The following is an 18,600-nucleotide window of genomic DNA, read 5'->3' as shown; positions in this document are numbered from 1 at the left end:
ACCACGACAAGGATCCACTCAATGATTCATCTCTATACCGCGTCCACCCCCAACGGCTGGAAGGCCTCGATCATGCTCGAGGAACTGGGCGTACCCTACGAGCTGCACCCGATCTCCCTGTCCAACGGGGACCAGAAACAGCCCGACTACCTGAAGCTGAACCCCAACGGCCGCATCCCCACCATCGTCGATACAGACGAGAACGACCTGGCCGTGTTCGAGTCGGGCGCCATCCTGATCTACCTGGCCGAGAAGTTCGGCCGCTTCCTGCCCGAGGGCACGGCCGATCGCTCCCGGGTGATCCAGTGGCTGATGTTCCAGATGGGCGGGGTCGGCCCCATGCAGGGCCAGGCCAACGTGTTCTACCGCTACGCCCCGGAAAAGATTCCCTTCGCCATCGAGCGCTACCAGTCCGAAACCCGCCGCCTGTACGAAGTGCTGGAGGGGCGTCTGGAAGGCCGCGACTATCTCTGCGACGAGTACTCCATCGCCGACATCGCCAACTGGTCCTGGGTATCCGTGGGCTTCTGGGCGGGTGTGGAAACCGACGACCTGCCCAACCTCTCACGCTGGCTGAAGGCGATCGGCGAACGCCCGGCCGTGCAGCGCGGCATCGTCATCCCGGAACCCCTGGTGCTGGACGACGGCGGCGAAGAGGTCACCAAGATGGCGCAGTCGATGCTGCAGACCGGCAAGGCCTGACGCCGCACCCGGCCGCGCTGGCTCGACACAACGATGCATGACCGGCGTCGCCGGCGCCGGTCATGCGTCCAGAATCGGCGCGAAGCCCCCGTAAATCAGCCGCTTGCCGTCAAACGGCATCTCGCCCAGCGCCTGCATGCGGGGATCCTCCATCATCTTCTTCATCCCGGCATCCCGCACGTCCCGCGACGGCCACTCGATCCAGGAAAACACCACCACCTCGTCATCCTGCGCCTTCACCGCGCCGCGGAAATCGGTGACCTTGCCATCCGGCACGTCGTCACCCCAGCACTCCACCACCCTAGTGGCGCCGAACTCCTTGAACAGCGGCAACGCGGCCTGCGCGAAATCCGTGTATGCCTGCTTGCTGGCCGCTGGTACCGCGGCCACGAATCCATCCACGTAGTTCATGTCATTCACTCCTGGGAGAAAACGGAAGCCTCGTCCACCGCCTGATCCGGATATTACGCCCGTCGTCAGAAGCCAACCAGAAGGCCCGCACCGGCCGCCACAACGGCATTCAGGGCTATTTTCAGCCCGTGCGAACGGCCGCAAAAGCTGCCATCATTTCGCCTGAACCAACGCGGAACCCCGTTGCATGAACATCGACACCTCGAAACCCGTCATGGTCACCGGCGCCACCGGCTATGTCGCCGGCTGGCTGGTCAAGCGTCTGCTGGATGCCGGCCTCACCGTGCACGCCGCCGTGCGTGACCCGGACAACGCCGACAAGCGCCGCCACCTGGATGCCATGGCCGAGGACGCCCCCGGCAGCATCCGCTACTTCGGGGCTGATCTGCTCACGCCCGGCTCGTACAAGGAAGCCATGGCCGGCTGCTCGATCGTCTTCCACACCGCCTCGCCGTTCACCATCGCCGTGAAGGACCCGCAGAAGGACCTGATCGAACCCGCCCAGCTGGGCACCCGCAACGTGCTGGAATCGGTCAACGACACACCCTCGGTGGAACGCGTGGTGCTCACCAGCAGCTGTGCCGCCATCTACGGCGACAACGCCGACCTGGCCGACACCCCGAATGGCGTGTTCACCGAGGAAATCTGGAACACCAGCTCCTCCGTGGATCACCAGGCCTATTCCTACTCCAAGCTGCTGGCGGAGAAGGAAGCCTGGAAGCTCGCCGACGCCCAGTCCCGCTGGCGGCTGGTCACGGTGAACCCGTCGCTGGTGATCGGCCCGGGCACCAACGCCAAGGCAACATCCGAGAGCTTCAACATCGTCAAGCAGATCGGCGACGGCACCATGAAGATGGGCATTCCGGACATCGGCTTCGGCGCGGTGGACGTGCGCGACGTGGCCGAGGCGCACTTCCGCGCCGCCTTCGTGCCGGAAGCCGAGGGCCGCTTCATCGTTTCCGGCCACAACACCGGCTTTCTGGAAATGGCCCGCACCCTGCTGGATCGCTACGGCGATGCCTACCCCATCCCCCGCCGCAAGCTGCCCAAGTGGCTGGTGTGGCTGGTGGGCCCACTGACCACCAAGGGCCTCACGCGTGAGTTCATCAGCCGCAATGTCGACCTGCCCTGGCGGGCCGATAACAGCCGCAGCCGCAACATCCTGGGCGTCACCTACCGCCCGCTGGACGAATCCATGAACGACTTCTTCGCCCAACTGATCGACAGCGGCCGGCTGAAGAAGCGTACTGCCTGACGCCTGGCACGCGACGAACCCTGCAACCGGCATACCAGGCGGATGATCCGGCCAGACCACTGATGTGCACCCGCTACCTCACCCCGGACCAGCGCGCCTACGAGCAGGCCATATCGCACATCCCGCCGTTCTGGAAGGACTTCGAGTCGCACTTTGACGTGCGCATCACCAATCACGTCCCAGTCATTCGCCCCGCGCCGGACGGCGGCTACATCGGCGAGGCCATGTACTGGACCCTGCTGCCGCCGCGCTACGACTCGAAAAAGGCCTGGCGCCTGCCCACCTTCAACCTGCGGGCCGAGCGCCTGGACGAAAGCCGCATGTACGCCACGCCGTTCCGGCTACGGCGCTGCCTGCTGCCCGCCGCCGGCTTCTACGAATGGCCCGAGATCGACGGCCGCAAGACCCGCCACTGCATCCGCCCGGCCGAGGCCGGCCTGTTCTTCTTCGCCGGTCTGTGGAACCCGTACCAGTCCCGCGACGGCAGCGAGGCCGACCACAGCTGCGGCCTGATCACCTGCGACGCCAACCCCTTCATGCGGCCGCTGCACAACACGGGCGGGAACAAGCACCGCATGCCCGTGATCCTGGACTGGGCGCGCGGCAACCGCTGGTTGTTCGGCGACACCGACGAAGCCCGCGAGCTGCTCGCCCCCTGCCCCGACAACTGGCTCATGGCCTACCCGGTCACGCGTAACGCCGGCGACGTTCCCGCGCAGACGGAACCGGCCGGCGAGCCGGTATACGGTTGATGACTCGTGACCGGTCCACCGTGCCCCGCATGATCCTCACTCTGCTGCTCGCCGGCGGCGCCGCATTCCTGCTGCTGGCCGGCTGCATGTTCGTGTTCCAGGAACGCCTGCTGTTCATGCCCAACACCCCGGGCCGCGACCTGCGGGCCACCCCGGCTGATTTCGGGCTGGCTTACGAAGACGTTCACCTGGAAACCGCCGACGGCGAAACCCTGCACGGCTGGTACGTCCCGGCCTCGGATGCCAAGGCCACCCTGCTGCACTTCCACGGCAACGCCGGCAACATCGGCGATCGCGTCGACCTGCTCGCCCTGTTCCACCACATCGGGCTGTCCGTTCTGATCATCGACTACCGCGGCTATGGCCAGTCCACCGGCCAGCCAAGCGAATCAGGAACCTACCGCGATGCCGAAGCCGCCTGGTCGCATCTGGTGGAAAGCCGGGAAACGCCGCCGGATCGCATCATCCTGCATGGCCAGTCGCTGGGCGGCGCCGTGGCCACCTGGCTGGCCACAAAAGTGGAGCCCGCCGGCCTGATTCTGGATTCCACCTTCACATCGGTGCCGGACATCGCCGGCGAGGTGTATCCCTGGCTGCCGGTTCGGCAACTCGCAAGGCTCGGCTACAACACGCTGGATCGAACCCCCGACATCGACGCGCCAATACTGGTACTGCATTCACGGGAGGACGACATCATCGGGTTTCACCACGGGGAACGGCTGGCGAAGGCCGCGGACGCCCGGCTGGTGGCACTACGTGGCGGGCACAATCAGACGCTGGTGCGGAATGAGGGGGTTTATCAGAGGGCGATCGTGGAATTCATCCAATCAATGGCAGATGTACGAGAATAGTTTGCAGCTTGCGGACAGGCGCAAGAATAACCCCCTCCCCTAGTCACTAACCCTCATACGCGCAAGAATTCGGCAAATCTCCGTGAAGGATGGTGCTCAAATCATGGCCGGAGAAAATACGTTCTCGATCATCCATAAATACTACTTTTACTGCATTTAATTTAAAACAGGTTACATCACTGTTATAGAGAACATTCTGGCTTGTGTATTTTTTCTCTTTACCATCTGGCTTGATTGGACCAGTCAACTTCAAGCCAAACCGATCCGCATCGCCAATACGTCCACTCACCGGATCGCCAACCGCATTGTAAGATGTTAAATCAAAAGAGAGATATTTAATAGCTTTACTGTTTTGAGGATTTTTCATCATTACTATTAAATCCACCCCACCGGATGAATCAGGAATGCTTGATACTATACTGGTGATCAGGGGCCTTTCCCCGCTGCGCGGCTCAGTATCATCGACCATTTCTACATTACTTTCACCTATCAGGTATGGCTCCGATAGAGACATTACCCAACTAGTCCCACCACCGTTCTGTCTAGTACGGCCATTGATTGGCTCCGCCTCCACCTTCCAAAAAATATCGTTCGAGTGTTTTATTATTTTAATTGGAGCAGGAGCGGCCTCAGACACGTACAGTCTACCAACTTCAGGGGCAAAAACATCAGGACGACTTAACGTTTTATGCTCACCAGACTTAAATATTGCATAAGTTTCTCCGGACCCATCTAATTCTCTGTATTCCGATGGCTTAATGTCCACCCCGAGACGAGACTCCGCTTGTTTTAGCGGAGTCATTTTACCGCCAGGCACTGCTTCGCAGGCAACAATAAAAAAAACACCTGCTACAACAAAAAACAATTTAACTTTGCTCACTTTATTCTCCACGCATCAAAAAGGTCGTAGCTTTAGAATTCTAATTCGGCTGATCGAACATAGGAATTGATTCGATAATAAGATATTCGCCAGCCGAACCATTGTATTCTGCATCCATGAGCAGCTGATCAGCGAGCGGTGGCGTATAATTTTCCTGAATGAGAGTAATAGCTCTTTGCGACATCGACAAATTGATCGGCCGCTCTGTGCCGCGAGGAGATCTCGCTTTTCCGCCAGCGTACAGATCACCTTCGGGCTTTCCGAATCTATCAATGGGAAACTCATTTCTAAGCCAGCCGAGTAGCGGAGCCGTAGAAGCTGATAACCACCATTGGCGGCTAATATATCTAAGATTTAAAATCAGCCGTCTTACGAATTCGCTCGGCTGAAAGTCTCGCTGTCCATCAGTATCCGCAAGCCAATCGATTCTCAGAGAGTCCATGGGAAAGGCAATTGGAATGTTATCCCGCTCCCACGATTCACCCCACACAATAGTATTTCCAGAATCTTGTAAGCCTGCAATCTTAAGTTGCGGCATTGTCGCAAGGCACATGAGGGTTGACGAATCGCCGTCCTTAACATGTTTTGGACGGCGACCCGGCAAGAATGGCACTGCGCCGCTACGGATCGCTGGCATAGGCATAGCATTCGCCTCCGCACTTCTGAAAGGCGGATATACCCGAACTTCTTGCAACCCGACTTTCGCCATCGTTAATGCAGGCGGATTGCGTTGATCAACAAACAACCAAAACGGAAAAGAGAACAGATATGCAGAGAATGTATTCGTCACCATAGGCACAGTGAACCTAACTCCCAGCGTAACCAGCCGCGCTCGGAGCGCCAACGGAGAATCCGGTCCGCGCTCACGCTGTTGTTAGAGCTCAATTTCATCACCCGGACCTGAATGAGTGAAGCAAAACTCCTCTGTAATTCGAGAGGTTGAATGTAAAACGTCTCTTGACTCCCTTCTCGATATCAGTATCGAAGGTTAGCGTGATGTCTATGACATGTGATGCGTCCTGCGCTTGGTCAGCGGGCAGCTTCGTTTCGCCGACGTCATACTTTAATGTTCGTCCTGGAGGTATATAGGGTACACCTGAGGTCAGTATTTGGAGATTCCCGACGCCTTGCGTCGAACTGCCAGCCCGCTGCCAATCGAACGAATCCGTGACATCAAATTTTAGGTTTCTCGCGCCCCCGGGTCCGTCATTTCCGAGAACAAACCGCACACTGCTGCCTCCCACAAGCTCCAAATCGGCCCATATAGCTGGCTGATGGCCGGCAAGCGCGGCTCTTGCTAGACGCCCGGTAAAGATCACATAAACCGCCGTCAGCGCAGCCAACAAGACTGTTGACAGGGCAGCCACCACCTCCGCGTTGGCGACCAGCCAGCACCACACTCTCATTTGCCTTCCCTCTAACGCATAGCTGAGGGGCGCGAGCTTTGCGAGCGTCCCCTCGAGCGACGTGTTATGGCGAACTACCGCCGAAGAACTCCTGTCCGATCGCAAGCACTACAATTCCCACGGCCACGGCCACGATAAACCCCGCAAGATTATTGCGCATGAATCGCACGACTGAGACTACGACTATCGCCGTCCAATGTCGGTTCGGATGCTCCGGCGGTTCAAATGGCTCATCAGACCGGAGCACGCCCGTTTTTTTGCGTAGCGCCTGACGTTTCGACACACCTCCATACCACCACATCAGGGCGCGGATCTTCAGCTTGCGCAACCGGGATTCCTGGTTATTTCCGCTATTCATCTACAGCAACCGTTGCGCCACAACCCCATTTCGGTTCAACACAACGCTTGTAGCTGCGGCAAGTTGCGAGCGCAGCGAGTAACTTGTCCGACAGCCTACATTTGTTATGCATTAGTCTGTCAGGATATGGTTAACGATTTTAGGTCCATGCAACCCATAACCATTACCACTTTCAAGAATCTTTCCATGCTTTCTACCGAACGATCTCCGGCCTAAAAACAACTCAAAGTCGTCAATTCTAGTTAATACTATATGATAAACACCGTCATTGTATTCTCTAGGTTCATGGACAAAATTGGTAACCCCTGCTTTTAGGCTAATGAAACCCGCCTTTTTGCCTACGCATTTTTTGAATTCCTGAGTCTTTTCTCGATTTAGATCGTTTATTTCTACAACTTGTTTTCCTGAATGCAAAAGTGGGCTTATCCATTCCCTAGAGGCGCGTGACTTATTCTGATTTCTTTTAAAAACGAAATATTGTGATGGGTCACCTTGGTATGCATGGAGAAGGTATCGTCCACCGATAGAGGGGTCGTCCTGAAGCTGATTATCGGGAACCAACGAGCAAAGCCTAATGAAATCTTTTAATAGTAAAAAAGTAGATGCAAGAGGTATGGTTACTGGCTTTCTAGAATTTCCTAGACGGCAGAATTTAGCCTCCAACCAGTTGTTTTCATAGAATCCATAGGATCGTAGCTCGTCATTGAATAGCTGTAACCTTCGAAGGTCTATATGTAAATCGGCGCGCTTTCGTTCATCTATCGGGTAGTTTACTTCAGCGCGAAGGAGTGAAACTGGATTTTGGATATGTCTCGAATTTAACTCTTGCAAGACAGCCATTGAGAATGCAGTAACGATAGTTCCTTCGAACTGATACCGCTCAAAAGGTGTCCCAGACAAAAATTCAGGCAATGCCATAAAGGCTTGTTCAAAGATCATAGGTCAATTCTTATTGCATAACGCCGACGCTCAGCTGCCGGCCGAAGCGCGGCAGCGCTTTGGGCGGTCAACTGCAGCGTTATGTTAGGCATCGCGTTCTCGCTTAACGAATTCGCGAAGATTTGTCAGGCTATCTAGCTCTTTTTTAAACCTTAAAAAATGCCGTGACGCTAAGATCACCGATACTAAGCTAACAATAAACGTCAGATAGGAAATATGCAGCATCAATAATAGGAAACCAAGCGGGATTGAAGCGAACGCAATTTCTTTTGGCTTTTTGCCAAAATTTTCTGAAATTATTACGTGACCTATGTGGAGGTCATTCGTCTTGTGGAGCACGTGATACATCGATAGAACCACAAAAGCTAACGAGATTGCTCCAATAGCAAACAAACATGCCGCTGCCACGACCAACCAAGAGTAGCGCGGCAACGCAACGACACTAATTAAGCAAGCGACGGCAAACCCGCCGGCACCCGCGTATATAGCGAGCACAAGTTTTTCTTTGGTTGTGGCATCGTCACGTAGTTCGTAAAGGCGTTCCTCGTCGATTGCCACCAAATCTGCTCCTTAATACCTAACGCTAGCCATGAACCGATGGGTGAAGCGCGTCAGCGCTTTACCCGGTCGGCTCCATGGCTTAGTTATGCAAAACAGCGTGTCTAAGTGCCGCAAGCTTTGGCTCAAAGTCCTTCACCCACTTTCGTCCAAGCGTATGGAACTCGTGAACGAACACATTGGCCGCTCCGCGATCAAACAACCCCCTGGCGGCCACGCCTTTGTGAACCATCATCAGCGTCGGCTTATTCAGCATGATCGACATGGCTGCTTCGATTTGATTCCATTCGGTCGGAAGGGAGAAGCTCTCTTCGATTTCTTTCCCTTTGACTCTTCCCGTTTCAACCCTAATTTGCGGGAGTCCAAGGACGATAGTGCACTGACACTGCTGCATCACCTTCACTACGTGATCGAATGGCGTCGACAAGGGAACAACGTCCTTGCCAATTGTTCGCGGTCTGAAACCCTGCTGCTCCAAGAGCGGATAGAACTCATGAAAGTGCTTTTCGACATGATCTGCGACCCAGTTTGGTCTAGACAAAAAGACGTCAATGATTTCCAACGGTTGCTAACTCCTTCTTACTGCATAACGCCTAGCTATACGACCCGATGTCGATATAGCTTTTAAGCAGCATGTCGCATAACAAATTCATGTAGCGTCTAACCTGCTGTTTTCAGACTCTTGGGTATTGCTATGCCAACAACTTTGGCCGACGCAATTACCAACTTCGTCCGACCCCAAACGAAGTCCCGTTTCCCGCTGGCGTGAACGTCGTTCCAACCACGTTGCCCCCGCCGAGGCAAGAAGGCAACCACCTCTCCCTGTTACCCTGTGGATATCGTCGCTGATCCGGCGGTGCGCGAAGCCTGACCTGGTTCGGGCCTGTTTCGCGGCACGCTGATTGGTGAGATTGGCCGCAGGCGGTGCTCGCCGGCGGTCTCATGCAACGCAACGGAGTATTCATGGATAAGAATCCGGACAAAGGCTACGTCGCCCTGCTCGGCTGGAGCCTGGGCGCCATCGAGGCAGCGGATCGCTTCGACCGGCGGTACGTGGTGGTGGCCCCGGACTGGGCCGAGGACTACTGCAAGAAACACGAGATTCCCTACATCCCGTGGAATTTCGAGCGCCTGAACGACAAGTCGATGGAGATTGCCGAGCGGCTGCGCGACGAGGGCGTGGACGTGGCCATCCCGCTGTTCGAGGAAACGGTGGAATGGGCCGGGGCGATCAACTCGGTACTGATGGAGAACCCGCGCCTGCATGGTCAGGCGGTGCTGTTCCGCGACAAGGCGCTGATGAAGCGCCGGGCGCAGCTCGGCGGCATCCGGGTGGGCATCTTCGAGGAAGCGCACGAGAAGGACGACGTGTACCGCTTCTTCCGCCGGGTGAACCAGACACTGCTGAAGCTGGACGGTGACCCGGATGACCCGATCCATCTGAAGGCCTTCGACAAGGCCGGGTGCCTGGGCCACCGGATGATCCGCACGGCGGAGGAAATCGACACCATTCCGGAAAGCGAGTACCCGCTGCTGATGGAAAGCCATCTGGACGGCTGGGAATTCGCGGTGGAAGCCTGGGTGTGGGACGGCAAGATCCAGTTCCTGAACATCTCGGAGTACGTGACGCTGGGTTATTCAGTGTTCGTGCCGGCCACGCCGGAGCTGGAAAGCTGGCGGGCGCTGATTACCGAGCAGATCGAGAAGCTGATCAAGACGTTCGACATCAAGTTCGGGCAGATTCACCCGGAGTACTTCGTGACCTCGGACGGCACCATGTACTTCGGCGAGGTGGCCTACCGCCCGCCGGGCTTCAAGGCCTTCGAGCTGATCGAGCGGGCTTACGGCTTCAACGCCTATCAGGCCAATATCCTGGTGTTCGACCCCAAGACCACTCAGGAAGAAGTCGACGCGTTCTTCCCGGATGCGGTGACCGGGGCCACCGGCCATGCGGGGTGCTTCGGCGTGTACCCGCGGCGGCGCGTGGTCAGCAAGCTGGAGATTCCCGAGGAGACCTCTAATCACCCCTACTACGAGTTCCACGAACTCGCCGAGCCGCTGGAGGAGACCGTCACCAAGCGTACGGCCTTCGGCACACACTGGGGGCTGGTGTTCTTCTTCGGGGAGGATCCGCACACGCTGCGGGACCTGCTCAAGGCACAGGAAGAGCTGGACTACTACGTGTAGGGGTGGTTGGCGGGGGCGTTTGCCCCCGCGCGCTCATCGTCACCCTCTCCCTGGCCCTCTCCCGCTTCGCGGGAGAGGGGATGGGTTTTCGCTTGCGTGGTGGTTGACCCGGCTGGGAGATCGCCGCGGTAGGCCCGCTGACACGGGCCCTCCTCGCGCTGACGAAAAGGCCGAATGCATTCGGACCTACCGCTCGGCGGATCTTCTTGGCTGCCATCCCGCTATCCAACCGTTCCTTCTCCCTGAGGGGGAAGGTCAGGATGAGGGATGGCGAAGCTGTGGTGCTTCGCGGAGGAACCCTCTCCCTGGCCCTCTCCCGCTCGCGGGAGAGGGGATGGCTTTCCGCTTGCGTGGTGGTGTGATCTGGCCAGGAGATCGCCGCGGGCTATCTCATCGGCCTGATCTGTTCCAGAGCGTTATCCGGGCAGAGAGATCGCCGCGTCAGCCCCGCTAGCATGGGCCTTTCTCGCGGCGATGACGAAAAGGCCGAATGAATTCGGCCCTGCGGCTCGCCGTCCCTTCTCCCTGAGGGAGAAGGTCAGGATGAGGGGCGGCGAAGCTTTGGTGCTTCCTGGAAGAACCCCATCCCTGACCCTCTCCCGCTTGGCGGGAGAGGGGATGGTTTCTCGGGACCGAGCAGTAGTCGTTCAGTCTGTCCAGGGAATATTCGCGGCCCAGCTCACCGCGATTGCCTCGCGGATGGCGGCGACATCGGCATCCGGCACGGCGGCCGGGTCGCCGACTTCGCGGGCCTCGTAATGGAATACGTACAGCCGTGACACGAACTGGCCGAAGGGCAGCGATGACTCGCCTTCCAGTTCGTCATGGCCGCGGGTGGTGGTAACCACGCCCTGCCCCCAGTCCTGGCCGCGGTCGCGGTTGGGGTTGTAGAAGTACACCCGCCACTCGCCCTCGGGACCGCGTTCGATGCGCTCGATGGCAATCGCGTGCCAGCCCACGAATTCGCCGCGGTAGTCGGTGACCGCCACGCCGCAGGGCTGGACGTATACCAGTTGCCGCCCGCCGTTGTAGACCGGGTGGTAGGCGGCGTGGAACAGGCGGATGAAGTCGTCGCAGCCGCTGACGGCCTGGTCGTCGTCCAGCACCTCGGCGAAGCCGCGCTTGACCCACCAGCCGTGGAATTCGGGATTCACCCAGCGGTGGCCGTCACCCGGCCGATCAATGGTGCGACGGCTCATTTCCATGTAGACGCGGTCCAGGTGCGGTGTGAGCACCAGCGATACCGGGTCCAGTTCGGTGTGCAGCGACTTGGCCAGGCCGGCGTCCAGACCGGCCGAGGCGATGGCGTCGCCCTCGAAATGCATCAACAGCTCGCCGTCGCGGGCGGCGCGGGCGATCAGTTCCAGCAGATACCCGGCGTCGTTCTGCGCCCACATGCTGATGGCGCGGGCGGCCTGACAGGTGGGGTTGTGGCCCTGATCCACCCCGCGCGGCTGACCCAGCACGGACAGCGTCCCGGCCACCAGCAGCACGTTGGCGGTGGGCGGGGTCGGCCATTCGCTGGTGGCACGGAGCTGCTGGGCCACGTCTTCGTTCATGGGCAGCACCATCAGCCGGCGCAGGCCCGGCGGTACCGGATCGAAGAACAGCGTGCCCTGCTCCAGCAGCCGGCACAGGCCATAGATGCAGCGGGCGGTCTCCGGGAAGATGGCGTAACCGATGATCTCGCTGACCAGGTCGCCGTGCGTTACCAGCACGACCCGGCCCACCGGCCCCAGGGCCAGCGCGTCGGGCAGGCGCTCGGGGGCATTCTCGGCGAGATAGCGCAGCAACAGCGCATGCTGCGGGGCAACCAGCCCGGTGCCGGCCATGGATTCCCCGAACACGCGGGCTTCCACCGCCAGCGTTTCCGGGTCCAGCGCGGTCAGCGCGGCGGTGTAGTCGTCACCGGCGTGTTCGCGGGCCAGTTCGGTGGGCCCGTGCAGGGCGTCGATCAGCCGGCGGGCGCGGGCTTCGCTGTCGTCGTCGGTGACGGCATCGGTTTCATCCAGCGCCCGGTGAGCCGCATGCAGCAGCTGTTCGATGCGCTGGACCATGATCGGGCGTTGCTGCAGCACGCGCTCGGCCTCGTCCACCAGCGCGGCCAGCAGGCCGCTCAGGCCCAGCGTGCGGACCAGAAATGCGAACAGCCGCTGCAGCCGCGGCCGCATGGGGTTGAGCTGTTCGCGGTCGGCCTCGGTGGCGGTGGGAAACAGCAGGTCGAGATTGCTGGCCAGTACTTCGTCCAGAAAACGCCGGGCGGCGCCGGCATCGAAATCCGGTGCGGGCTCGGCCTCGCCGGTGGCGATGGCCAGCAGACGCAGCTGATTCAGGCACTCCAGCGCCGGCATCATGCCGCCGCTGAGCAGCGTGACCCGCACCAGCCGGGGTTGCAGGTTGGCCGGCTCGGCCCAGTCCCCGCCCAGGAACACGCCGGCGCTGTCGAAGCGCGGCGCCAGGCGGTAGAGCGCGGCCACCCCGTCATCGCTGTCCAGCAGCCGGGGTACCAGCGCCAGCAGGCGGGTCTGGTGCATGCCCTTGCCAAAGCTTCGGGCAGCGGCCAGGTTGTCGAGCATGCGCTCGAAGTGACCGATCTGCCGGTCGTTGGCCGGTGGAGGCGCGTTGTGCGGGTCGGGAGTTGCCATGAAAAGCGGCGGCCGGCTGAGCGCCGGTCCGCGATGAAGTCCGCCTGTAGTATCGGCCGGCGACGATAACACAAGGGCCCGCGGGGGTTTCAGGCGATGGCGGTGATCACCAGTTGCAGGTTGTCCATCGCCTGATAGCGGTTGACGTCCAGCCGGTAGACGGCATAGATGCCTTCGCCAACCTTGTGCTCCTGATTGAAGGCGATGGCGGACAGGGCGGCGCCGCCCTCGGCCGGCATCAGGGTCAGCTTGAGATGCCGTTCCCCGACGATGCGCTGATCCAGCACGCGGAATTCGCCGTCGAACGCCGGTTCCGGGAACCCGGCGCCCCAGGGGCCGCCCTCGCGCAGGGCCCGGGCGGTGTCCAGGCTGAAGTCGTCGCCGGTCAGGGCGCCGTCGGTATCGATGATGCCGTCGAGCATGGCCGGAGTGACCCAGCGGTCCACCTCAAGGGCGAAGGCATCTCGGAAACGGTCCAGCTCGTGTTCCGCCAGGCTCAGACCGGCGGCCATGCCGTGGCCGCCGAACTTGTCCACCAGCCCGGGATGGGCGGTGGCCACGTTGGCCAGCACGTCGCGGATGTGCACACCCGGCACCGATCGGGCCGACCCCTTCAGGCCGCCCGCCCCGGCCCGGGCGAAGGCGACGACCGGCCGGTGGTAGCGTTCGCGGATGCGGCCGGCCACCAACCCCACGATGCCCTCGTGCCAGTCCTCTTCGTGCAGGCACAGCCCGGACGGCAGGCCGGCGTCGCCCAGGTCCAGGGCGGCCAGCGAGGCCAGCGCCTCGTCCTGCATCTGCGACTGACGTTCGCGGCGCTCGGCGTTGAGCTGTTCCAGCACCAGTGCTGCGGAATCGGCACCATGGGCGTGTGCCGCCAGCAGGCATTCCACCCCCAACGCCATGTTGTCGAGCCGTCCGGCCGCGTTCAGGCGCGGGGCCAGGCCGAAGCCGATGTCGGTGGCCACCAGCCGGTTCAGCTCGCGTCCGGCCACCTGCGCCAGGGCGGCGATGCCCGGCCGGGTGCGGCCGCGGCGAATGCGCTTGAGACCCTGGCCCACGAGCACGCGGTTGGTGTGGGTCAGCGGCACCACGTCGGCCACCGTGCCCAGGGCCACCAGATCGAGATAATCCGCCAGCACCGGTTCCGGCTGGTCGCGGAACCAGCCGCGTTCGCGCAGCCGGGCCCGGAGCGCAAGCATGACGTAGAAGATCACCCCGACCCCGGCCAGCGCCTTGTCCGGAAAGGGGCAATCCACGCGGTTGGGATTGACGATGGCATCGGCGGCCGGCAGCTCGGGCGGGGGCAGATGGTGATCGGTGACCAGCACCCGGCAGCCCAGTGCATGGGCGGCGGTGACGCCGTCGTGGCTGGCGATGCCGTTGTCCACGGTGATGATCAGCTGCGGGCGCAACTCCCTGGCCGCTTCGACCACGGACGGGCTCAGACCGTAGCCGTGTCGGGCCCGGTCCGGCACCAGGTAATCCACCTGCCGGCCGCCGAAGGCCCGCAGCAGGTGCACCGCCAGGGCGGTGGCGGTAGCACCGTCGGCGTCGAAATCCCCCACCACCAGGATTCGCTGATCGTCGGTGAGGGCCTGCTCGATCAGGCCGCAGGCGGCGTCGATATCGGCAAGCTGGCGGAAGTCCGGCAGACGGGCGAGGTCCAGCGACAGCGTGTCGGCGTCACCAACCCCGCGGGCGGCGTAGACGCGACGCAGCAGCGTCGGCAGCGAGGCCGGCAGTGCGTCGATGGCAGCCTGAGGCGGGCGGCGGCGCAGCACCAGCCCGGCCCCGTCCCGGGCCGGGATGCGGTGGAGTTCGGCGTCGACCACCAACCCCGGCGTCAGACCGCTTCGCCGATCACCGCGCTGACCGCATCCAGCGTGGCCGGCACGGTCTCGATCTCGCTGCCCTGGCTGATGGCGATGTCCGGGTCCTTCAGACCGTGGCCGGTGAGGGTGCACACCACGCTGGTCCCGTCGGCAATGCGGCCGCGGCCGATGTCACGCAGGGCCCCGGCCAGGGAGGCCGCCGACGCCGGCTCGCAGAAAACGCCCTCGCGGGCGGCCAGCTGCTTCTGGGTGGCCAGGATTTCCTCGTCGGTGAGTTCATCGAACCAGCCGCCGGATTCCTCGCGCACCACCCAGGCGGCATCCCAGCTCTGCGGATGACCGATGCGGATGGCGGTGGCCACGGTATCGGGATCATCCACCATCGAACCGCGCAGGAACGGGGCGCTGCCGTTGGCCTGATAGCCCACCATGGTGGGGCGCTCGCCGTTGCCGCCGCCGGCGTAGGCACAGCGTCCGCCGCAGTAGCTGCAGGCATTGGTGACCGCGTCGTGATGCGTGGCGGCGCATTCGCTGTAGCCGATCCAGTGCGCGGTGATGTTGCCGGCATTACCCACCGGCAGACAGTGGTAGTCCGGCGCGCGGCCGAGGTCCTCGACAATCTCGAACGCGGCGGTCTTCTGCCCCTGCAGGCGGTAGGGGTTGATCGAGTTGACGATGGTCACCGGCGTCTGCGCGGCCACTTCGCGCACCAGCCGCATGCCGGCGTCGAAATTGCCCGCGATCTGGATGATGCGGGCGCCGTGCATCATCGCCTGGGCGAGCTTGCCCATGGCGATCTTGCCGTCCGGAATCAGCACGAAGGCCGTGATCCCAGCCCGCGCCGCATAGGCCGCCGCCGCGGCCGAGGTATTCCCGGTGGACGCGCAGATGATGGCCTTGGCGCCTTCCGCCACCGCCTGGGTCACGGCCATGGTCATGCCGCGATCCTTGAACGAGCCGGTGGGATTGAGCCCCTCGTACTTGACGTACAGCTCGCCGCCGAACCCGATGTCGCGCGGGATGTTGTGCAGGCGGATGAGCGGCGTGGCGCCCTCCCCCAGGCTGATCAGGCGGGCGTCATCCGCGACCGGGAGGCGATCCCGGTAGCGTTCGATCAAACCCGTATAGCGTTGGCTCATCTGGACAGTCTCCGCGGCACCCGGGCCGAACCGAACTCAACTTGAAACTCGAAACCTGAAACTCGAAACGGCAACGCCTAGTCCTCGAACTGCGCCACGCGCATGTGCACCAGCCCCGGTCGCGTCTCGGGCAGATCATCCAGGCTATCGAAGAACTTCATTACCTGGCCCTCGATCACCGGCTTGGTGACGATGATGATCAGGGCGTCGTCGCCGGCGGTTTCCGGATCCTTCTGCAGGATCGCCTCGATGCTGATCTCGTGCTGGGCCAGCAGGCCGGTGATCCTGGACATCACGCCCGGCTCGTCGGCCACCTGCACACGGAAGTAGTGGCCGCAGAAGAAGCCCTCGTTGCCCAGGATCGGCGTGTCGGTGATCTGGTCCGGCTGGAAGGCCAGATGCGGTACCCGGCCGGTGGGGTCGACACTCATCATGCGCACGGTGTCGATCAGGTCGGCCACCACCGCCGAGGCGGTGGGTCCGGCGCCGGCGCCGGCGCCGTAGTAGACGGTCGGCCCCACGGCGTCACCGTAGACCATCACCGCGTTCTTCTCGCCTTCCACGTTGGCCAGCAGCGCCTTTTCCGACACCAGCGTGGGATGCACGCGAAGTTCGATGCTGCCGTCGTTGCGCCGGGCGATGCCCAGATGCTTGATCCGGTAGCCCATTTCCTCGGCATAGGCGATGTCGTCGGCGTGAATGCCGCGGATGCCCTGGGTGTAGATGCGGTCGAACGACAGCGGAATACCGAAGGCGATGGAACCCAGGATCGCCAGCTTGTGGGCGGCGTCGATGCCGTCCACGTCGAAGGTGGGATCGGCTTCGGCATAGCCCAGCGCCTGGGCCTCGGCCAGGGCCTCGGCGAAATCTGCGCCCTCGAACTTCATCTGGCTGAGGATGAAGTTGCCGGTGCCATTGATGATGCCGGCCAGCCATTCGATGTGATTGGCGGCCAGGCCCTCCCGGATCGCCTTGATGATGGGGATGCCACCGGCCACGGCGGCCTCGAACGTCACCACCACGTCGTGCTTGTCGGCGGCAGCGAAGATTTCGTTGCCGTGCAGCGCGATCAGGTGCTTGTTGGCGGTGACCACGTGCTTGCCCTGCTCGATCGCGGCCATCACCAGCTTGTAGGCGTCATCCTCGCCGCCGATCAGCTCCAGCACCACGTCGATATCCGGGTCGTTGACCACCGCGAACGGGTCGGTGGTGAGCGTGATGCCGTCGGTGGGGCACTCCCGCGGCTTGTCGAGGTTCTGTACCGCCGCGTGGGTAATACGCACCACGCGTCCGGCGCGCCGCCCGATCTCCTTCGCGTTGTTCGCCAGCAGATTGACGGTGCCCGCACCCACGGTGCCCAGGCCCAACAGACCGACATTGACCGGTTTCACGCTGATGTCTCCCTTCGTTTGACTCGCGGCGCCGCCCCGAACGGCGGCGCCGGAAATGGCCGTTTCAGGCCGTCATGCAATGGCCGAATCCCGCCGCAGCATACGCTTGATGTTGCGCAGCGCCTGGCGGGTTCGCTGTTCGTTCTCGATCAGCCCGATGCGGACGTGATCATCACCGTACTGGCCGAAACCCACGCCCGGCGACACCGCCACCTCGGCATCCCGCAGCAGCCGCTTGGAGAATTCCAGCGACCCTTCCGCGCGGTACATTTCCGGCACCGGCGCCCAGACGAACATCGTCGCCTTGGGCTTTTCCACCGTCCAGCCGATTTCGTTGAGCCCATCGCAGAACACGTCGCGCCGGGCCCGGTACATTTCGCGGATTTCGGTCACGCATTCCTGCGGACCGTTGAGGGCGGCGATGGCCGCCACCTGCACCGGCGTGAACATGCCGTAATCCAGGTACGACTTCATCTTGGCCAGGGCCGCGATCAGCGTGGGATTGCCGCACAGGAAGCCCACCCGCCAGCCGGGCATGTTGTAGCTCTTGGACAGCGAGAACGACTCCACCGCCACTTCCTTGGCGCCGGGCACCTGCAGGATCGACGGCGCCTCGTGGCCGTCGAACACCAGGTCGGCATAGGCCAGGTCCTGCACGATCCACAGATCGTATTCCCGCGCCATCGCCACCGCCTTTTCGAAGAACTCGAGCGTGGCGCATTCCGTGGTCGGGTTGCAGGGGAAGTTCAGCAGCATCATCTTCGGACGCGGCCAGGACTCCTTAATGGCCTTTTCCAGCTCCTCGAAGAAGTCGGAGTCCGGCGTGAGCTGCACATGGCGCACGTCGGCGCCGGCAATCACCGCGCCGTAGGGATGAATCGGATAGGCCGGATTGGGCACCAGCACCTGGTCGCCGCGTTCCAGCGTGGCCAGCATCAGATGGGCCAGGCCCTCCTTGGAGCCGATGGTGACGATGGCCTCGCTGTCCGGGTCCAGTTCGACGTCATAGCGGCGCTTGTACCAATCGCAGATCGCCAGCCGCAGCCGCGGAATGCCCTTGGAAACCGAATAGCGATGGGTGTCGCCGCGCTGGGTCACTTCCACCATCTTGTCGACGATGTGCTGCGGCGTGGGCTGATCCGGATTGCCCATGCCCAGGTCGATGATGTCTTCCCCGCGCGCTCGCGCCGCCTTCTTCAGATCATTGACGATGCTGAACACGTACGGCGGCAGCCGTTCGATACGGGGGAAGCTGGCTTTCGAGGAGGACAAACGCGTGGGCTCCGGCAAC

At 61.7% G+C, this 18,600-nt stretch carries 18 protein-coding genes; 5 read left to right on the top strand and 13 right to left on the bottom strand.

All coding sequences use genetic code 11. The annotated features are described in order from the left end of the window. Positions 1-21: 21 nt before the first annotated feature. The gene (locus RM531_RS02665; protein WP_311657103.1) at positions 22-702 is read left to right on the top strand and encodes a glutathione S-transferase family protein; all 681 of its coding nucleotides are present in this window, start codon (positions 22-24) and stop codon (positions 700-702) included. Positions 703-762: 60 nt separating this feature from the next. On the opposite strand, the gene RM531_RS02660 is transcribed toward RM531_RS02665, so the two are convergent. Further along, positions 763-1,113, bottom strand: a complete 351-nt coding sequence (locus RM531_RS02660) for a DUF1428 domain-containing protein (protein WP_311657102.1) — start codon at positions 1,111-1,113, stop codon at positions 763-765. 187 nt (positions 1,114-1,300) lie between these two features. Here RM531_RS02660 and RM531_RS02655 point away from each other — a divergent pair, with 187 nt between their 5' ends. From RM531_RS02655 to RM531_RS02645, 3 genes are all read left to right on the top strand, one after another. Further along, complete coding sequence (locus RM531_RS02655) at positions 1,301-2,368, top strand: NAD-dependent epimerase/dehydratase family protein (protein ID WP_311657101.1); 1,068 nt, start codon at positions 1,301-1,303, stop codon at positions 2,366-2,368. A gap of 62 nt (positions 2,369-2,430) precedes the next feature. Continuing rightward, positions 2,431-3,120 (top strand): SOS response-associated peptidase, encoded by a 690-nt coding sequence (locus RM531_RS02650; RefSeq protein WP_311657099.1) that lies wholly within the window; start codon positions 2,431-2,433, stop codon positions 3,118-3,120. Next, a complete protein-coding gene (locus RM531_RS02645) occupies positions 3,120-3,971 on the top strand; it encodes an alpha/beta hydrolase (protein WP_311657098.1) in 852 nt (283 codons plus the stop codon). The genes RM531_RS02650 and RM531_RS02645 overlap by 1 nt, the downstream gene beginning before the upstream one ends. Positions 3,972-4,017: 46 nt before the next feature. Here the strand turns inward: RM531_RS02645 and RM531_RS02640 are convergent, their stop codons facing one another. The 7 genes from RM531_RS02640 to RM531_RS02615 form a co-directional block, all read right to left on the bottom strand. Further along, entirely contained in the window at positions 4,018-4,851 is an 834-nt protein-coding gene (locus RM531_RS02640) for a hypothetical protein (protein ID WP_311657097.1), read from the bottom strand. A 40-nt stretch (positions 4,852-4,891) separates the two neighbouring features. After that, positions 4,892-5,644, bottom strand: a complete 753-nt coding sequence (locus RM531_RS02635; RefSeq protein ID WP_311657095.1) for a hypothetical protein — start codon at positions 5,642-5,644, stop codon at positions 4,892-4,894. 97 nt (positions 5,645-5,741) lie between these two features. After that, positions 5,742-6,257, bottom strand: coding sequence for a DUF8453 domain-containing protein (locus RM531_RS16170; protein ID WP_489753837.1), 516 nt, complete (start codon positions 6,255-6,257; stop codon positions 5,742-5,744). A gap of 64 nt (positions 6,258-6,321) precedes the next feature. Next, on the bottom strand, positions 6,322-6,615 hold the full coding sequence (locus RM531_RS02630; protein ID WP_311657093.1) for a hypothetical protein: 294 nt from the start codon (positions 6,613-6,615) through the stop codon (positions 6,322-6,324). Positions 6,616-6,726: 111 nt separating this feature from the next. Further along, a complete protein-coding gene (locus tag RM531_RS02625) occupies positions 6,727-7,554 on the bottom strand; it encodes a hypothetical protein (RefSeq protein ID WP_311657091.1) in 828 nt (275 codons plus the stop codon). Between the two features lie 84 nt (positions 7,555-7,638). Next, complete coding sequence (locus tag RM531_RS02620) at positions 7,639-8,112, bottom strand: hypothetical protein (RefSeq protein ID WP_311657089.1); 474 nt, start codon at positions 8,110-8,112, stop codon at positions 7,639-7,641. A gap of 82 nt (positions 8,113-8,194) precedes the next feature. Then, a complete protein-coding gene (locus RM531_RS02615; protein ID WP_311657088.1) occupies positions 8,195-8,674 on the bottom strand; it encodes a hypothetical protein in 480 nt (159 codons plus the stop codon). Between the two features lie 401 nt (positions 8,675-9,075). Between RM531_RS02615 and RM531_RS02610 the strand changes: the two genes are divergently transcribed. Beyond that, the gene (locus RM531_RS02610; protein ID WP_311657086.1) at positions 9,076-10,299 is read left to right on the top strand and encodes an ATP-grasp domain-containing protein; all 1,224 of its coding nucleotides are present in this window, start codon (positions 9,076-9,078) and stop codon (positions 10,297-10,299) included. Between the two features lie 647 nt (positions 10,300-10,946). On the opposite strand, the gene RM531_RS02605 is transcribed toward RM531_RS02610, so the two are convergent. The 5 genes from RM531_RS02605 to alaC form a co-directional block, all read right to left on the bottom strand. Beyond that, the gene (locus RM531_RS02605; protein ID WP_311657084.1) at positions 10,947-12,944 is read right to left on the bottom strand and encodes a hypothetical protein; all 1,998 of its coding nucleotides are present in this window, start codon (positions 12,942-12,944) and stop codon (positions 10,947-10,949) included. Positions 12,945-13,033: 89 nt separating this feature from the next. Continuing rightward, positions 13,034-14,731 (bottom strand): single-stranded-DNA-specific exonuclease RecJ, encoded by a 1,698-nt coding sequence (recJ, locus tag RM531_RS02600; protein ID WP_349255382.1) that lies wholly within the window; start codon positions 14,729-14,731, stop codon positions 13,034-13,036. A gap of 59 nt (positions 14,732-14,790) precedes the next feature. After that, complete coding sequence (gene thrC / locus RM531_RS02595) at positions 14,791-15,918, bottom strand: threonine synthase (protein ID WP_311657080.1); 1,128 nt, start codon at positions 15,916-15,918, stop codon at positions 14,791-14,793. A gap of 77 nt (positions 15,919-15,995) precedes the next feature. Continuing rightward, positions 15,996-17,309: a homoserine dehydrogenase gene (locus RM531_RS02590; protein ID WP_311657078.1), complete on the bottom strand. Its 1,314-nt coding sequence runs from the start codon at positions 17,307-17,309 to the stop codon at positions 15,996-15,998. A 72-nt stretch (positions 17,310-17,381) separates the two neighbouring features. Further along, positions 17,382-18,581 (bottom strand): alanine transaminase, encoded by a 1,200-nt coding sequence (alaC, locus tag RM531_RS02585; RefSeq protein ID WP_311657076.1) that lies wholly within the window; start codon positions 18,579-18,581, stop codon positions 17,382-17,384. Positions 18,582-18,600: the final 19 nt, after the last annotated feature.

Source organism: Spectribacter acetivorans, assembly GCF_031846305.1.
Classification (GTDB): domain Bacteria; phylum Pseudomonadota; class Gammaproteobacteria; order Nevskiales; family Salinisphaeraceae; genus Spectribacter; species Spectribacter acetivorans.
The sequence above is the reverse complement of the archived record's forward strand: the minus strand, read 5'-3'. Positions and strand labels throughout refer to the sequence as shown.